Raw genomic sequence first — 15,957 nt, forward strand, 5'->3', positions numbered from 1 at the left:
CTCAGCCCTGCCCGGCGACGACGCAGGCCTTGCCTTCGGCCTTGAGCGCGGCGCAGGCGCGGGCGGCTTCCGCCTCGCTCGCAAAGCCGGTCGCCAGCAGGCGGGTGAGATTGCCGCTCGGCACCAGCGTCTTGCGGGTGCCCGAGAGCGCGGAATGCTTGGCCAGCTGGCCCCAGAGCTTGTCGGCATTGGCCGCGATCCCGAAGGCGCCGAGCTGGACGCGCCAGTTGCCCTGGCGGCGGACGGCGGCGGGGGCGGGCTGGACGGCAGCGGGCTTGGGTTGCGAGACGGCCACCGCGACAGGCACCGGCGCGGGCGCGATCGGCTTGGGTGCAGGCGGCAGGCCCGCGGGCTTGGGCTGCGTGGTCACAACAGCGGGTTTGGGCGAAGGCTTGGGCGCGCCAGCCGGGACAGAGGCCGGAATGGCGCTCGCCGGCTTGGCGCCGAGTTCGACTGCCGCCAGCTCCGAGGAACGCTGCGACTTCGCCCCCGCCTCGAGCTCGCGGGCGAGCGACTGGGCCTGCGCACGCTGGGCCTGGGGCACATACTTGTCCATCTGCGCCAGCGCATCGCGCGCCTGCGGCAGGCCCGCCCCGTTCGCCAGCGTCATCAGCGCATAGGCGCGCACCCAGTCGCGCGGGGCATAGTCCGCGTTGAAGTGCGAGAGGCCGAGCACATACTGCGCGCGCGGATCGCCGCGGTCGCTCGCCGCCTTGATCAGCGGCATGGCCTTGGTCTGCTCGCCTTCCTGGAACAGCATCAGCCCGTAATTGTCGGCCGCCTTCACATGGCCGAGCCGCGCGGCCTGTTCGTAGAGCGAACGCGCGCGGACATTGTCGATCTCGACCCCGCGACCCAGGCGATAGGCCTGCGCGAGGTTGAACAGCGCATCGGGATCGCCTTGCGCCGCCGGGCCCTGCCATTCGACCACGGCGCGGGTGAAATCCCCCGCGCTCCACGCGTCGACCCCGGCCTTCACATCCGCGAGCGCGGGCGCCGCCAGAAAGGTGAGCGCCGCGCCGGTGCCGGCCGCTGCTGCCACGGCTGCGACCCGCAGGCCCCGGGCTGCCATCGTCGAAAGGAGTGTCTGTGCCATCGCTGTCCTGCCTCGCGCGGGAAAGGGTGAAGTGTCGCAGCCTCCCTAGCCCAAACACGGTTAGCAAATCGTTGCATTGCGCCTCGCAACGCCCCTGCCGCCCCAAGGCCCCGCCGATTTCAGCCAAGATCAGCCCGTTAACTCTAAATTAGGGGTATCCTGCGATCCCCATGTCCATCCAGCCGGTGTCAGGCGTCGCAATAGGGCGACCCGCAGCGGTTCAATCCATGGGGGACCCAGGCGTTGCGTGTACTCGCTTTGGCATCGCAGAAAGGTGGATCGGGCAAGACCACCCTGTCCGGACATCTCGCCGTCCAGGCCCAGCGCGCTGGCGCCGGGCCGGTCGTGCTGATCGACATCGACCCGCAAGGCAGCCTTGCCGACTGGTGGAACGAGCGCGAGGCGGAATATCCCGCCTTCGCCCAGACCACGGTCGCACGCCTCGCGAATGACCTTCAGGTGCTGCGCCAGCAGGGCTTCAAGCTCGCGGTGATCGACACCCCGCCCGCCATCACCATGGCGATCCAGTCGGTCATCTCCGTGGCCGAGCTGATCGTCGTGCCGACCCGCCCCTCCCCGCACGATCTGCGCGCCGTGGGTGCCACGGTCGACCTGTGCGAGCGCGCGGGCAAGCCGCTGGTGTTCGTCGTCAACGCGGCCACCCCCAAGGCCAAGATCACCTCGGAAGCCGCGGTCGCGCTGTCGCAGCATGGCACCGTCGCGCCGATCACGCTCCACCACCGCACCGATTTCGCCGCCTCGATGATCGACGGCCGCACGGTGATGGAAGTCGATCCCGAAAGCCGCTCGGCCGCCGAGATCGGCGCGCTGTGGCGCTACATCGCCGACCGGCTCGAAAAGAACTTCCGCCGCACGGTCTTCGCCCCTGCCCCCGGCGGCATCGGCCAGCAGCTTGGCGGCGTGCCGCGTCCCGCGGGTGGCTTCGGTCGCCGGGTCGCACAGTAAGCGCGAAGGAAGGCCAGCCCCATGTCGGATTCCGGTTTCGCCTCGCTCGGCCCCTCGCTCCTGGCCCGCAAAGGCGGTGCCAAGCCTGCGATGCGTCCGCAGGTCGCGCCGCTGGTGGCCGACGAATCGGAGATCCGCGAGGAACACCTCGAGGACCTCGGCTGGAACGATATGGGCGATTCGGACGGTGAAACCGGCGCCGAGATCGTGCCGATCCACGCCGATATCGATGCCGACGCCGTGACCGCCAATCCCGGCCCGATCGTCCGCCGCCAGCAGCGCCGCCTCGAAGAGCGCGTTCTGGCCGATGCGGCGATGACCGGCCCGGAAGACTACGATACCGAATACGGCGCCTACGAGGATGGCGAGGAAGAGGACGATTACGACGCCGCCTCGCTGCTCGGCGACGATGATTACGAAGGCGAGGACTACGAGGAAGACGCCGTGATCGTCTCCCCGCTCGCCCCGGTTGCCAAGGCGCCGGCCGCTGCACCCGCGCCGCGCGTCACCGCCACCAAGACCAAGGCCCGCGTGCCCGCCGTGCAGAGCGGCCGCCGCGCCGCCTTCACGCTGCGGCTCGATGCCGACCGCCATCTCAAGCTGCGCCTCGCCGCGACCATGCAGGGCGTCAGCGCCCAGGTGCTCGTGACCGAAGCGCTCGACCGTCTGCTCGCCGAATACGACGATCTCGACGTCATCGCCAATCACCTGAAGCGCCACTGATCGCGCGCCGAACCCACCACCACCACGTGAACAGCCAAGACCGAACGGGGGAAATGACCATGGACAGCAGCAACAAGACCGGCCGGAAAGCCTCGCCGCGCCTCGCGCTCGCCGTCACCACCGCGATTGCGGGGCTGGCGATGGCAGGGGCGATGGCCACGGCCGCACCGCGCAACGAAGCCGCCGAAAGCTTCGAAGCCGCGCAGACCGCGCTCGCCAAGGGCAAGGTCGACAAGGCCATCAACTACGCCGAAGCGGCGGTGCTCGCCGATCCGCGCAACCCTTCCTACCGCGCGCTGCTCGGCGCAGCCTATCTCGAAGCCGGGCGCTTCGAATCGGCGGCGACCAGCTTCGGCGATGCGATGGATCTGGGTGACGGCAACCCGCGCACCGTGCTGAGCTTCGCGCTCGCCAAGATCGCCACCGGCGATTCGCAGGCCGCGATCGCGCTGCTCGACGACCAGTCCGCCAATATCGACCCCGCCGACCTCGGCCTTGCCCTCGCGCTCGCCGGTCAGCCGGAGCGCGGCGTCCACGTGCTGATCAACGCCGTGCGCAGCGCCGAGGAAGCGACCCCGAAGCTGCGCCAGAACCTCGCCTACACCTATGCGCTTGCCGGCAATTGGCGTGCGGCGCGGGTGATGGCGGCTGAGGACGTGCCCGCCGACAAGCTCGAAGCGCGCCTGTCGCAGTGGGCCTCGCAGTCCGCGCCGGAAATGTATCAGGAGCGCATCGCCAGCCTGCTCGGCGTCAAGCCGCGCCAGGACGCGGGCCAGCCGCAGCAGCTCGCTCTCGCCAACTTCCCCGAGGCTCCGGTGATGGTTGCCGAGGCCGCACCGCAGGGCGAGCCCGCCGCAGACACCGCGCTGGCCTTCGCCGAGGCCGCGCCGGTCGCCGATAACGCGCCCTCGCCCAGCTTCAGCGCCGCCTTCGCCACCCCCGAGCCGAGCGTCGAGACCGCCGTGACCGAGACGGCTGCGATCCGCTATGTCTCGAACCCGGTGGTGCAGCAGCTCCCCGTCAGCCCCGCCGCACGCCGTGCGCAGGCCCCCGCCCGCGTCGCCGCAGCCGCCCCGCAGCGCCGCATGGCGGCCACGCAGGCCGCCGCTGCTCCGGCCGACAAGGGCCCGGCGACGCATCACGTGCAGCTCGGATCGTACAACAGCAAGGCCGAAGCCCTGCGCGGCTGGAGCGTGCTTCAGGGCAAGTTCCCGCAGCTCAAGGACCGCAAGCCCGTCATCACCGAGGCGGTGGTAAACGGTCGCACCTTCTGGCGCGTCGCGGCCGAGGGCTTCACCTCGCAGAGCGCCCGCGCGATGTGCGGCACGGTCAAGTCCGCGGGCCGCGGCTGCTTCGCCTATGCCTCTTCGACCCCGCCTGCCGGTGTCGTGAAGCGCGACGTGCAGGTCGCCTCGCGGCGTTAAGTCACTTGGCGCCGCTGCGCTGCTGGCGCGCGGAGCCGTAAAGCTTCCCGAATTTCGGGATGAGCAAGCCTTTCTCCCGGACAGCCCCCCCGCTGTCCGGGAGTTTTTCTGTGCCGGCCATGCGGGGGGCGCGCAGGGGCTTTCCTACAAAGGTGCCCCCGCGATAGGGTGTGCCTGTGCCGGAGCAGGGGGTTTTCGCCGGAACGCGGGCGTGAAACATCGGCGCGGCGGCGAAAATTGGCGGAATTCCGCCGAAAATGCCCCCGCAATCCAACAGGCCAGTGGCGGTTTCAGGCCCTTCCAGACCCGCTCCAGACCCCGCTAGACCCCTCCCAGACCCCCTTTAGCCCGCGTCAGACCCCGTGTTTCACGGCACCAGACCCGTCCTCGCCAAGGGGTTCGTGTAGGACGGGGGGTCAGAGCGCGATTCGCACCCCGCCCTTCCACAGCCCGAGCACGCGGCCCTGCGTGCCCTGCCGGTCGAAGGGGGTGTTGTCCGCCGTCGCCTCCATCTTGCGGCGGTCGATGATCCACGGAGCCTCGGGGTCGACGAGGGCAAGGTCGGCCTCGAGCCCCTCTGCCAGCGCCCCGGCGGGTGCCCCCAGCAGCTTTGCGGGATTGGTCGCCAGCAGTTCGAAGGCGCGGGGGATGTCGATCACCCCATCCCTCACCAGCCCGAGCGTGGTGGCAAGCAGCGTCTCGGCCCCCGCCATCCCCGGCGCGGCATCGGCGAAGGGCAGGCGCTTGTCCTCCGGCCCCCTCGGGTCGTGGCCGCTTGCGATGACGTCCACCGTCCCGTCGGCAATCGCAGCGAGCGCCGCCTGCCGGTCGGCCTCGGGGCGCAAGGGGGGCGAGAGGCGGGCGAAGGTGCGGAAGTCGACCGTCGCAAGGTCGGAGAGAAGGAAATGCGCAGGGGTGATCCCGCAGGTGACTGGCAGCCCCCGCGCCTTGGCGGCTCGCACGAGATCGAAGCCCCGCGCGGTGGTGACCTGCCGGATATGGAGCCGCGCCCCCGCCAGCTCGGCGAGCGCGATGTCGCGGGCGATGGCAAGCGCCTCGGCCTCGGCAGGCGCGGCGGGGAGGCCAAGCCGGGTCGCGATCTCGCCCGCGGTGGCCGAGGCCTCTCCTACGAGGCCGCCGTCCTCGGCATGGGTGACGACCACGAGGCCCAGCATCGCGGCATATTGCAGCAGCCGCAGCATGACGCCGCTATCGGCGATCCAGCGCCGCCCGGTGGCGACGGCCTTGGCGCCTGCCTCCTGCATCAGCGCCAGCTCGGCAAGCTCGCGCCCCTCGAGGCCACGGGTGGCGGCGGCGAGCGGGTGAACCCACAGATCGGGCTTGCCGCTCTTGGCGATGAAGCCCACGCGGCTCGGCAGATCGAGCGGGGGCGACTGGTCCGGCATCAGCGCCGCACGGGTGATCCCGCCGAAGTGGAACGCGGGCTTGTCGATGGCGAAGACCCCGAGGTCGACGAGCCCCGGCGCAAGCAGCTTGCCCCGCGCATCGACGATGGTGTCGCCCTCCGCTGGCGCAACATCGGTCCCGAGGGCGAGGATCGTCCCCTCGGAGCAGCGCAGCGCGCCCTGCACGAAGCCCTCGGGCGTCACTAGCCGGGCGTTGGTGATGGTGAGCGGTGCCGCCTGTTTCATGCCCAGCCCTCCACGCCCCGCGCCTCGCGGGTCAGCACGTCGAGACAGGCCATGCGGATCGCGACCCCCATCTCGACCTGCCGGGTGATCAGCGACCGGCCCGCCAGATCGGCGACCTCGCTGTCGATCTCGACCCCGCGGTTCATCGGGCCGGGGTGCATAACCAGCGCGTCCGGCCGGGCGAGCGCGAGGCGCTTTGTCGTCAGGCCATAAAGGTGGCGGTATTCGCGCGGGGAGGGGATGAACTGCCCGCTCATGCGCTCCGATTGCAGGCGCAGCATCATCACCACCTCGGCACCATCGAGCGCGGCGTCGAAATTGTGGAACACCTCGACCCCCATCGCCTCGACCCCCGCAGGCATCAGCGCCGGGGGAGCGCAGACGCGGACCTTGGCACCCAGCGCGGTCAGGCACAGGATGTTCGAGCGCGCGACGCGGCTGTGTAGAATGTCGCCGCAGATCACGACGTTGAGGCCGGTGAAATCCTCCGCCCCCTCCCCGCGTTCGGCGAGCGCATGGCGCAAGGTGAGCGCATCGAGCAGCGCCTGCGTCGGGTGTTCGTGCTGACCGTCTCCGGCGTTGAGCACGGGACAATCGACCTTGTCCGCGATCAGTCCCGTCGCTCCGGAAGAGCCATGCCGAATCACGATCGCATCGGCGCGCATCGCATTCAACGTGATCGCGGTGTCGATCAGCGTCTCGCCCTTCTTCACCGAGCTTTGCGCGGCGTGCATGTTGACCACATCCGCCCCCAGCCGCTTGCCCGCGATCTCGAAGGACAGGAGCGTGCGGGTCGAATTCTCGAAGAAGGCGTTGATGATGGTGAGGCCCGCCAGAAGATCGGTGTGCTTGGCGCTCTGGCGGTTCAGCGCCACCCACTGCTCGGCCTGATCGAGCAGGTAGAGGATCTCGTGCCGGGCGAGCTTCCCGATGCCGGTGAGATCGCGGTGCGGAAAGGCGAGCCTTCCGGGCGGAAAGCGGCCCTCGGGGGCGCTAGGATCGATGCTGGCCATTAAAGCGATGCGCTTAGTCGAAGCGCGTCTGTCGCTCAACCCGCTCGTCAAGCTTTCCGATAGAACTCGCGTGGCAAAGACCCTACACCGGCAGGGCCAAGGCAAAAGGGACATGTGAATGAGCTTCGTGGGCAAGGTGTGGAAGGTCCTCGTCGGGATCAAGGACGGGCTTGTCCTGACGTTCATGCTGATGTTCTTCGTCGCCCTGTTCGCGATCCTCTCGGCCCGCCCCAATCCCGGGCAGGTGCGTGACGGGGCGCTGCTGATCGACCTGCAGGGCGTGGTGGTCGAGGAGAAGACCGCGCTCGACCCGATCGAGGCGCTGCTCTCGCGCAGCGCGCCGGTGGGCGAGACCCGCGCACGCGACGTGGTGCGCGCGCTCGATGCCGCGGCGACCGACAACCGGATCAAGGCCGTGGTGCTCGATCTCACCACCTTCCTCGGCGGCGGGCAGGTGCACCTCAAGGACATCGGCGAAGCGATGGACCGGGTGCGCAAGGCCAAGAAGCCGGTGCTGACCTATGCGATGGGCTATGCCGACGATCACATGCTGCTCGCCGCCCATGCGAGCGAGGTGTGGCTCGATCCGCAGGGCATGGCGATGATCGCCGGGCCGGGCGGCAACCACCTCTACTACGCCGGGCTGCTCGAAAAGCTCAGCATCAAGGCCCGCGTCTACCGCGTGGGCGAATACAAGTCGGCGGTGGAGCCCTATACCCGCTCGGGCATGTCGGACGAGGCGCGCGCCAACACCTCGGGCCTCTACGGAGCGCTGTGGGAGGAGTACAAGGCCAACGTCACCAAGGCGCGGCCCAAGCTGCAGCTGGCGCAGGTGACGGGCGATCCCGTCGCCTGGATCGCCAGCTCGGGCGGCGACATGGCCAAGGCCGCGCTCGCTGCCGGCATGGTCGACAAGCTCGGCGACCGCGCCCAGTTCGGCGCGCGGGTGGCAGAGCTCGCCGGCGCAGACCCGTGGGACAGCCGCCCGGGCACCTTCGCCGCGAGCGAGCTTGCCCCTTACCTCGCCGACCTCGGCCAGATCCGGCAGGGCAAGACGATCGGCGTGGTCACCATCGCGGGCGAGATCGTCGATGGCGAGGCCGGGCCGGGCACGGCGGGCGGCACGCGCATCGCCGACCTGCTCGACGATGCGCTCGACGATGATCTGGCCGCGCTGGTGGTGCGGGTCGATTCGCCCGGCGGATCGGTCACCGCCTCGGAGGAAATCCGCCGCGCGATCCAGCGCTTCCGCGACCGCAAGATCCCCGTCGCGGTCTCGATGGGCAACGTCGCGGCGAGCGGCGGCTACTGGGTCTCGACCTCGAGCGACCGCATCTTCGCCGAGCCCGAGACGATCACCGGATCGATCGGCGTCTTCGCCGTAGTGCCCACCTTCGAGGATGCCGCGGCGAAACTCGGCGTGACCTCGGACGGCTATCGCACCACCGAGCTTTCGGGCCAGCCCGATTTCCTCGGCGGCTTTACACCGGCGATGGACGCGCTGCTCCAGACCTCGATCGGCGGCACCTACAAGGACTTCCTCGGCAGGGTCTCGGCCGCGCGCCGGATGCCGATCGAGCGGGTCGACCAGATCGCGCAGGGGCAGGTGTGGGACGGCGGCACGGCGCGCCAGATCGGCCTCGTCGACGAATTCGGCGGGCTGACCGACGCGCTCGCCTGGGCGGCGGCCAAGGTCGGCGCCAAGGACGGCGAATGGCACGCGGTGTTCCTCGGCGAGAAGGCGGACAATTACGATTCGCTGATCCGCCGGCTGGTGACGAGCGAGAGCGAGGGCCGCGCCGCCGTGCCCGCCAACGGCGATCTTTTCGCGATGGTCGCACAGAACCGCGCCGACCTCGGCACGCGCATCACCCGCGATGCCGAAAGGCTGCTCGGAACCCGCGGAATTCAGGCCTTCTGCATGGATTGCCCCGTCGGCAGAGGGCCGGTTTCAGGCCCTTCCCCGGCCCGCGGCGAAGGCGGCCCGGGGATGCTGTCGCTGCTGGCGTGGCTGACCGCGCGCTAAAAGCGCATCGCGGCTGCTGCGAGCGCTTGCCAAGCGTCCAAGGCCTTAGTAAAGGCGCGCCCCTGTCCGGGCCTCTGGCCCCTTCGGACGGGCGCGTAGCTCAGCGGTAGAGCACACCCTTCACACGGGTGGGGTCACAGGTTCAATCCCTGTCGCGCCCACCATCCTCCCCCTCGGCGCGGGATGATGGTGCGGACTTTCTGTCACATCGGCGACAAGCAGGGCGCGCCTAGCGCGAGCCGTAGCCTGTGAGCATCGTCTTGATGGTCCGCAGCACGATCAGCACGTCGAGCCACAGGCTGAAGCGGCTGATGTAGAAGAAGTCGAAATTGAGCTTCTTCAGCACCGAATCGAGGTCGGCCACGTGCCCCTGGCTGACCTGCGCCCAGCCAGAAATGCCCGGGCGCACGACGTGGCGGTAGCGGTAGAAGGGCAGCTCGGTCTCGTACCAGCGGGACAGTTCCAGCGCCTCGGGCCGCGGGCCGATCCAGCTCATCTCGCCGCGCAGCACGTTGATGATCTGCGGCAGCTCGTCGATCCGGGTGCGGCGCAGGAAGCGGCCGAGGGGGGTGATGCGCGGATCATCCTCGCGGGTGATCGCGCGCTCGCGCGGGTCGTGGCTGACGGAAGCGGTCCGGGGCGCGGCGGCGGTGCGCATCGTGCGGAACTTCCACACGGTAAAGGCCCGCCCGCGATAGCCGATGCGCACCTGGCGGAAGAACACTGGCCCGGGCGAATCGAGCTTGATCGCGATTCCCACGATCACGAACAGCGGAAGCATCACCGGCAGCAGCGCCAGCGCCAGCAGCGTGTCAGCGATCCGCTTCAGGGCGATGTAGTTTGCGCTCGGCGCCAGCGCGCCGTCGGCGTTTTCCGAGAGGTGCTCGGTCTGCACCTGCCCCGTCAGCGACTGGCGCAGCTGCTTGAAGTGCAGCACCGTCACCCCCTGCAGCGCGCATTCGGCGAGGAAATTGAGCCATTCGCGGGGCAGGTCGCTGTCGAAATCGGCGGTCAGCAATTGCGCCGAGGGCGGCAGCGCGGGGGTGCCCAGCACTGCCCATTCGACCTGCTCGATCCCGTAGAGGCTGTCGACCCGCCCGAACGGCACCACCGCAATCTCGAGCGTCTGGCGGCGCTGGATCATGAAATAGACGAGGTAGAACCACGCCAGCGCGACGACGAAGCTCGTCACCAGCAAGGGCCGGCTGTAGCCGAGCCGCGCGAGAAACAGCACGGTGAACACCGCCACGAAGCTCGAGAGGAACACCGGCAGGATGTAGTAGCTCGACCGGATACCCGGGAAGGCGGCGATGTTGCGATAGGTCCAGAACGCGAGCGTGATCGCCAGCACCGAAGCGGCGAGCGAGACGTAGTAGAGATCGAGCGCCAGCAGCTCGGGCGTGATCGCCGCGGCAATGGCATAGGGCACGCCGACGGCGGCGAAGAGCGATCCCACCAGCTGGAACAGCGGCCGCACCCAGATCACCCGCGTGCGCCGCGGGGCGGACAGCACGGTGCTCAAGGGGCTGGCGACAGACTTCATATCCGCCACCTGCGGATGCCCGGCACCGCGTCGAGGGCCGGAAAGGCGTTCTTGATGTCGGCGAACAATCCGCCTTCGTGGAGCAGCGCGACAAGGCGGGCCTCGGGCAGCGCGGTGAAGATCGCGTGCGGCACCGCCATGATCACCGCATCATGCGGCTCCCGAGGCAGATCGGGCAGGAGCTCCAGCCCGTATTCGTGGCGCGCCTCGTCGCGGTCGACCAGCGGATCGTGCACCGCGACGCTGTGACCGCGCCCCGCCAGCACGGCGACCAGATCGGCGACCTTGCTGTTGCGCAGGTCGGGCACGTTCTCCTTGAAGGCAAGGCCGAGCACCAGCACCTTCGAGGCTGGCGCCAGCGCGCGGTCAAGCTCGCCTGCCAGCCACGCCGCCATGCCGTCATTGATCGAACGCCCGGCAAGAATCACCTGCGGATCATGCCCAAGGCCCTGTGCGCAGTGGCTGAGATAATAGGGATCGACCCCGATGCAGTGCCCGCCGACCATGCCCGGCTGGAACGGCAGGAAGTTCCACTTGGTCTTGGCCGCATCGAGCACGTCCCAAATCGAAATGCCCAGCTTGCGGGTGATCTGCGCGACTTCGTTGACGAAGGCGATGTTGATGTCGCGCTGGGCGTTCTCGATCACCTTGGCGGCCTCGGCGACGCGGATCGAGGCGGCCGGGAACACCCCGCCGCTGGTGACCTTGCCATAGATCGCGCAGAGCCTGTCCGTCACCTCGGGGTTCTCGCCCGCGACGACCTTGGTGATGCGGTCGACGGTGTGCTCGCGGTCGCCCGGGTTGATGCGTTCGGGCGAGTAGCCGAGGAAGAAATCGCGCCCACGCTCCAGCCCCGAAACACGCGCGAGGATCGGGCCGCATACGTCCTCGGTCACGCCGGGATAGACCGTGCTTTCGAACACCACGATCGGCCGCGCGGCGGGATCGAGCATCGCGCCGACCGAGGCGCAGGCGCGCTCGACCAGAGTCAGGTCGGGGCGGTTGTCGGGGCCGACCGGGGTGGGCACGGTGACGATGTAGACCTCTGCCCCGCGGCAGGCGGCGGCGTCCTCCACCAGCGTGAGGCTGCCTCCGGCTTGCGCCGCGAGCAGCGGGGCGGGTTCGATCTCGCGCGTGCGGTCATGGCCCTGGCGCAGTTCGGCGATGCGTGCGCTGTCCGTATCGAAGCCGCGCACGGGGAAATCGCGCGACAGCCGCACCGCGAGCGGCAGCCCGACATAGCCGAGGCCGACGACAACGATATCCGCTGCGCTGGCATCCCTGATCGCCGTCACCTCTCGCTCCCCTGCCCATGATCTGCCGCGCGCGGTCATTGCCGCTGCGGCCGGATCAGGAGATAGCCCGAGCCAGCGCCGCGCGATAGGCCTTAACTACACGTATTTCATCGAAATTTTCGGCGATGTGCGCGCGCGCCGCCCGCCCCATCGCGGCGCGTGCTGCGGGCGGCATGGCGATCAGCGCGGTCATGCTTTCGGCAAGACTGGCCGCATCGCGCACCGCGCACAGCAGGCCCGTCTCCCCCGGCACGATCACGTCGCGGCACCCCGGCACATCGGTCGCGATCGCCGGGCGCGCCATCGCGCCAGCCTCCAGCAGCACGCGCGAGAGGCCTTCGCGATAACTCGGCAGGACAAGGCAGTCGCAATTGCCGATGAAGGGCCGCACGTCATCGGCCGCGCCGCAATATTCGACCACGCCCTCGGCCACCCAGCCTTCGAGCTCGGCGCGGGAAATGGCCGTCGCGTTGTCGACATCGAGGAAGCCGAGCAGGGCAAAGCGCGCCTGCGGATGGAGCGCGCGCACGATCCGCGCGGCTTCGACGAATTCGGCCACGCCCTTGTCGCGGATCAGCCGGGCAACCATCAGGAAGCGGATCGTGCCGTCCCCGGCGCGGGGGAAGGCGGCGGGATCGTAATGCGCCGCGTCGATCCCCGATCCGGGCAGCACCTCGACCCGCGCGGGATCGACCAGCGCGCGCTTCTCGAATTCGTTGCGGTCGTCGTGGTTCTGGAAGAACACCGTGGAAGAGCCGCCGAGGCCGAGGCGGTAGAGCTGTTCCGCCACCCGCGTCACCCAGCTCTCGCGGATGAACACCGTGCCGAGGCCGGAGACATTGTTGATCCGCGGCACGCCCATGAGGCGCGCGGCGAGGCTGCCATAGGTGTTGGGCTTGATCGTCCAGCCGAGATAGGCGTCGGGCCGCTCGCGCCGGATCAGGCGGATGTAGCGGCCCAGCAGGGCAAGGTCGCCGGTGACCGAGGTGCTCGCGCTCGTCATCGGCAGCACCGCCACCCGCGCGCCCAGCGCCTCCACCGCGGCGAGCGCGCCATCGTCGGGGACGGCGGCGATCACCTCGTGCCCGTCCGCCACCAGCGCCCGCACCAGCGCAGCGCGGAAGTTGACGACATTCCTGGCCGCGTTGATCGAGATCAGCACTCGAGACACACGCCGTCCTCGAACAGGAAGAAGCGGTAGGGCAGCCAGTATTCGACGTTCACCGCGTAGTTGAGCCAGACGTAGAAGGCTGCGGCGTAGAGCGCGACGATCGCGGTCGCCAGCACCCGCGCGGTGCGGTCGTTCCCCGCCAGCGCATCGGGCAGACGGGCATAGACGAAGAGCTGCAACGGCAGGAGGTAAAGGCCGACCCGGTCGATTGCGGTCGAGGTGGGGAACACCAGCACCAGCACCAGCGCCGCAATGCCGCCGAGCGAGAGCATCATCCAGATCCACCGCTCGGACGAGGTGAGGCCGAAGCGGCCGCGCCAGTAGAGCAGGATCGCCCCCGGCAGCGCGGTCATCGCGAGACGCACCAGCGCGCCCGAGGATGTCATCTCCTGATCGACATAGTTGGTCAGCAGCAGCCCCGTCCGCTCGCCCGTCGCCGCCGTGCCGAGCACCGCCGCCGCGCCGAGCAGCAGCATGAGCCGCGCGAAGGGGTGGACGCGCGCCATGAACAGCGCCAGCGGCAGGAAGATCAGCGCGGTCGAATGGAACAGCGCCGCCGCCAGCACCCAGCCGATGAAGCGCGTGACGCTCCCTTGCTGCACCGCGATCAGCGCCATCAGCAGCAGCGAGACGGCCATCCCCTGGCGGATGTAGCCCATCCCCATCACGACGACGAAATAGGGCACCGCGACTGCAAGGCACAGCCACGGGCGCGGCTGAGCGAGGCAGAAGCGGATCAGCCCGGCGGTCACCACCACGCCGCTGATCATGGTGACGACCAGCATCCCGTAGGCGCTTTGCGCCGCCAGCCGCGTGACCGCATGGAAGCCCGGATCGCCGAGCAGGCCGAAGCGGTTGTCGGTCCACAGCGCGGATTGCACCATGCGGTCGTAATTGCCCCAGTCGCCCCCGGTCTCCCACCTCAGGCCGATGATCGTCACCAGCGCCAGTGCCACCAGCGCCCAGAGGAAGGCGTAGGGCACGCGCACCTGTGCCGGCATCGCGGCGCGCCGGTCGCCGGGCGGCTCGAGCAGCGCCAGCACCGCAGGCACGGCGAACATGATCCAGTAGATTACCACGCAGCACCCCAGCGCCGTGCCCAGGCCTGGAACATGAGCACGCCCCACAGCGATCCGGTCCAGTCATGCGTCCCCGCGCAGTGCTGCCGCCAGCGCGTGCGGATCGGCGCGACATCGAAGGGCGCGGATGCGCTAAGGGCCTCGGGCGAGAGCAGGTCTTCGGCCCAGTCGCGCAAGGGCCCGCGCAGCCACGCGCCCACCGGCACGGCAAAGCCCGCCTTGGGCCTCTCGATCAGCGCATCGGGCACGTGGCGCGAGAGCACGCGGCGCAGCAGCCACTTGCCGCGCCCATCGCGCTTCTTGAGGTCGAGCGGCAGGCTCCAGGAAAATTCGATCAGCCGGTGATCGAGCAGCGGCACCCGCACCTCGAGGCTCTGCGCCATCGCCGCGCGGTCGACCTTCACGAGAATGTCGTCGGTGAGATAGCCGGTCATGTCCCACTGCATCATCGCCTCTTCGGGCGTGTCCCGCAGAGCAGGGGTAAGATCGACCGGAGAGGCGACGTCGCCAACGCCGAGCAGCGGCAGGCCCTCGCCCCATTCCTCGCTGCTGGCGCGGTAGATCGCGCGGGTATCGAGCGGCCCGCGCAGCATCCGCGCGACCTTGGCAAGCTTCACGCCGAGCATCGGCACCGGCCCGACGCGGTCCCATGCGGCGGGCGGCACGGCCCCGATCCCCGCCGCCGCGAGCTGGCGCACTGGCGCGGGGACGGCGCGCATCGCGGCAAAGCTGCGCTGGGGCATGAGGTAGCGGTTGTAACCGCAGAACAGCTCGTCCCCAGCATCACCCGACAGCGCCACGGTGACCTCGCTGCGCGCGAGGCGGCTCACCAGCAGGGTCGGCAGCTGCGAACTGTCGGCGAAGGGCTCGTCATAGATCTCCGCCAGCGCCGGAATTTCGGCCTGCACCGCCTCGGGGCCGAGATAGAGCTCGGTATGATCCGTGCCGAGATGCGCCGCGACCGCGCGCGCATGGGGGGCCTCGTCAAAACCGGCATGGTCGAAGCCGATGGTGAAGGTCTTGACCCGCCCCGCCGAAACCCGCGTCATCAGCGCGGTGACGAGCGAGCTGTCGATCCCGCCCGACAGGAACGCGCCCACCGGCACGTCGGCGAGCACCTGCTGGCCCACGCTTTCGAGAAGCAGCGCCTCGAGCCGCGCTTCGGCCTCGGCCTCGCCAACCTCCGCCAGCGGGCGCGCTATGACGTCGGCGAGGCGCCAATAGGCGGTGCCTGCCCCCTCGCCCGAGCTGGAGCGCAGCGTCTCCGCCGTGAAGGTCACGATATGGCCGGGCCGCACCTTGTGGACATCGCGCAGGATCGCGTGGCCGCCGGGCACTGCGTTCGCGCGCAGGTAGAGCGCCATCGCTGCCGGATCGATCCTTGCGGCAAAGCCGGGGACGGCGTGGAAGGCCTTCATCTCCGACGCGAACAGCAGCGCCCGCGCGCCCGCCTCCCCGCTCCAGCCGTAATAGAGCGGCTTTTCGCCCATCCGGTCGCGCGCGAGATGCAGGCGGCGTTCATGCCGGTCCCACAGGGCGATGGCAAAAGCCCCGACGCACTGGCCGAGCGCGGCCTCGAGCCCGTCGGCAGCGATCAGCGCGAGCAGCGTCTCGGTGTCCGAATGGCCGCGCCAGCCGGCGATCCCGCGGGCCTCGAGCGCGCGGCGCAGGTCGATATGGTTGTAGATCTCGCCATTGTAGCTCAGCATATAGCGGCCGCAGGCGCTTGCCATCGGCTGGGCACCGGCTTCGCTGAGATCGACCACCGCGAGGCGGCGATGGGCGAGCGCGATGCCGGCGGCAGCGTCGCTCCACACCCCCGCGCCATCGGGACCGCGCCGGACAAGGGTCGCGGCCATGCCCTCGGCACGGCGGAGCAGCTCCGTGTCCGCGATCTGTCCGGGGGGCGACCACAGCCCCGCCACTCCGCACATCCGATCCGCCTTTCGCCTTGCCCGCCCTACCCCTG

The 15,957-nt window shown here is 69.6% G+C and carries 12 protein-coding genes and 1 tRNA gene; 5 read left to right on the forward strand and 8 right to left on the reverse strand.

The genetic code is table 11. The features are described from left to right. Nucleotide 1: 1 nt before the first annotated feature. Nucleotides 2–1,096, reverse strand: coding sequence for an SPOR domain-containing protein (locus BZF57_RS08850; protein ID WP_240505915.1), 1,095 nt, complete (start codon nt 1,094–1,096; stop codon nt 2–4). A gap of 243 nt (nt 1,097–1,339) precedes the next feature. On the opposite strand from BZF57_RS08850, the gene BZF57_RS08855 reads away from it, so the two are divergent. From BZF57_RS08855 to BZF57_RS08865, 3 genes are read left to right on the forward strand one after another with little or no spacing between them, the layout of a single operon-like run. Continuing rightward, on the forward strand, nt 1,340–2,062 hold the full coding sequence (locus tag BZF57_RS08855) for an AAA family ATPase (protein WP_086736841.1): 723 nt from the start codon (nt 1,340–1,342) through the stop codon (nt 2,060–2,062). Between the two features lie 21 nt (nt 2,063–2,083). Further along, complete coding sequence (locus BZF57_RS21605) at nt 2,084–2,785, forward strand: type II toxin-antitoxin system HicB family antitoxin (RefSeq protein WP_086736843.1); 702 nt, start codon at nt 2,084–2,086, stop codon at nt 2,783–2,785. A 59-nt stretch (nt 2,786–2,844) separates the two neighbouring features. Further along, the gene (locus BZF57_RS08865; protein WP_086736845.1) at nt 2,845–4,209 is read left to right on the forward strand and encodes an SPOR domain-containing protein; all 1,365 of its coding nucleotides are present in this window, start codon (nt 2,845–2,847) and stop codon (nt 4,207–4,209) included. A 416-nt stretch (nt 4,210–4,625) separates the two neighbouring features. Here BZF57_RS08865 and BZF57_RS08870 read toward each other — a convergent pair whose 3' ends face one another. Together BZF57_RS08870 and BZF57_RS08875 are read right to left on the reverse strand one after the other, a co-directional pair. Then, on the reverse strand, nt 4,626–5,861 hold the full coding sequence (locus BZF57_RS08870) for a dihydroorotase (protein ID WP_086736848.1): 1,236 nt from the start codon (nt 5,859–5,861) through the stop codon (nt 4,626–4,628). Continuing rightward, a complete protein-coding gene (locus BZF57_RS08875; protein WP_086736850.1) occupies nt 5,858–6,874 on the reverse strand; it encodes an aspartate carbamoyltransferase catalytic subunit in 1,017 nt (338 codons plus the stop codon). Before BZF57_RS08875 ends, BZF57_RS08870 begins: the two co-directional genes overlap by 4 nt. Nucleotides 6,875–6,992: 118 nt before the next feature. Here BZF57_RS08875 and sppA point away from each other — a divergent pair, with 118 nt between their 5' ends. Both sppA and BZF57_RS08885 read left to right on the forward strand, forming a co-directional pair. Further along, on the forward strand, nt 6,993–8,900 hold the full coding sequence (sppA, locus tag BZF57_RS08880) for a signal peptide peptidase SppA (RefSeq protein WP_086736852.1): 1,908 nt from the start codon (nt 6,993–6,995) through the stop codon (nt 8,898–8,900). Between the two features lie 89 nt (nt 8,901–8,989). Further along, nucleotides 8,990–9,064, forward strand: a tRNA-Val gene (locus tag BZF57_RS08885). A gap of 65 nt (nt 9,065–9,129) precedes the next feature. On the opposite strand, the gene BZF57_RS08890 is transcribed toward BZF57_RS08885, so the two are convergent. Genes BZF57_RS08890 through asnB form a run of 5 tightly spaced genes read right to left on the reverse strand, consistent with a single transcriptional unit; the run spans nt 9,130 to nt 15,922 of the window. Continuing rightward, the gene (locus tag BZF57_RS08890) at nt 9,130–10,443 is read right to left on the reverse strand and encodes a sugar transferase (protein ID WP_086736854.1); all 1,314 of its coding nucleotides are present in this window, start codon (nt 10,441–10,443) and stop codon (nt 9,130–9,132) included. Further along, nucleotides 10,440–11,738, reverse strand: coding sequence for a nucleotide sugar dehydrogenase (locus BZF57_RS08895; protein WP_240505916.1), 1,299 nt, complete (start codon nt 11,736–11,738; stop codon nt 10,440–10,442). Before BZF57_RS08895 ends, BZF57_RS08890 begins: the two co-directional genes overlap by 4 nt. A gap of 55 nt (nt 11,739–11,793) precedes the next feature. Further along, nucleotides 11,794–12,900, reverse strand: coding sequence for a glycosyltransferase family 4 protein (locus tag BZF57_RS08900; protein WP_206073229.1), 1,107 nt, complete (start codon nt 12,898–12,900; stop codon nt 11,794–11,796). Next, nucleotides 12,894–13,988, reverse strand: a complete 1,095-nt coding sequence (locus BZF57_RS08905) for an EpsG family protein (RefSeq protein WP_086736861.1) — start codon at nt 13,986–13,988, stop codon at nt 12,894–12,896. The genes BZF57_RS08900 and BZF57_RS08905 overlap by 7 nt, the downstream gene beginning before the upstream one ends. After that, on the reverse strand, nt 13,982–15,922 hold the full coding sequence (asnB, locus tag BZF57_RS08910) for an asparagine synthase (glutamine-hydrolyzing) (RefSeq protein WP_086736863.1): 1,941 nt from the start codon (nt 15,920–15,922) through the stop codon (nt 13,982–13,984). Before asnB ends, BZF57_RS08905 begins: the two co-directional genes overlap by 7 nt. Between the last annotated feature and the right edge of the window lie 35 nt (nt 15,923–15,957).

The organism is Erythrobacter colymbi (assembly GCF_002155685.1).
GTDB classification, from domain to species: Bacteria; Pseudomonadota; Alphaproteobacteria; order Sphingomonadales; family Sphingomonadaceae; genus Erythrobacter; species Erythrobacter colymbi.

Excerpts from the sequence above, each read along its gene's own strand:
- BZF57_RS08850 (WP_240505915.1), bottom strand. The coding sequence starts at position 1,096 with ATGGCACAGACACTCCTTTCGACGATGGCAGCCCGGGGCCTGCGGGTC.
- BZF57_RS21605 (WP_086736843.1), top strand. The coding sequence starts at position 2,084 with ATGTCGGATTCCGGTTTCGCCTCGCTCGGCCCCTCGCTCCTGGCCCGC.
- BZF57_RS08865 (WP_086736845.1), top strand. The coding sequence starts at position 2,845 with ATGGACAGCAGCAACAAGACCGGCCGGAAAGCCTCGCCGCGCCTCGCG.
- BZF57_RS08870 (WP_086736848.1), bottom strand. The coding sequence starts at position 5,861 with ATGAAACAGGCGGCACCGCTCACCATCACCAACGCCCGGCTAGTGACG.
- BZF57_RS08875 (WP_086736850.1), bottom strand. The coding sequence starts at position 6,874 with ATGGCCAGCATCGATCCTAGCGCCCCCGAGGGCCGCTTTCCGCCCGGA.
- sppA (WP_086736852.1), top strand. The coding sequence starts at position 6,993 with ATGAGCTTCGTGGGCAAGGTGTGGAAGGTCCTCGTCGGGATCAAGGAC.
- BZF57_RS08890 (WP_086736854.1), bottom strand. The coding sequence starts at position 10,443 with ATGAAGTCTGTCGCCAGCCCCTTGAGCACCGTGCTGTCCGCCCCGCGG.
- asnB (WP_086736863.1), bottom strand. The coding sequence starts at position 15,922 with ATGTGCGGAGTGGCGGGGCTGTGGTCGCCCCCCGGACAGATCGCGGAC.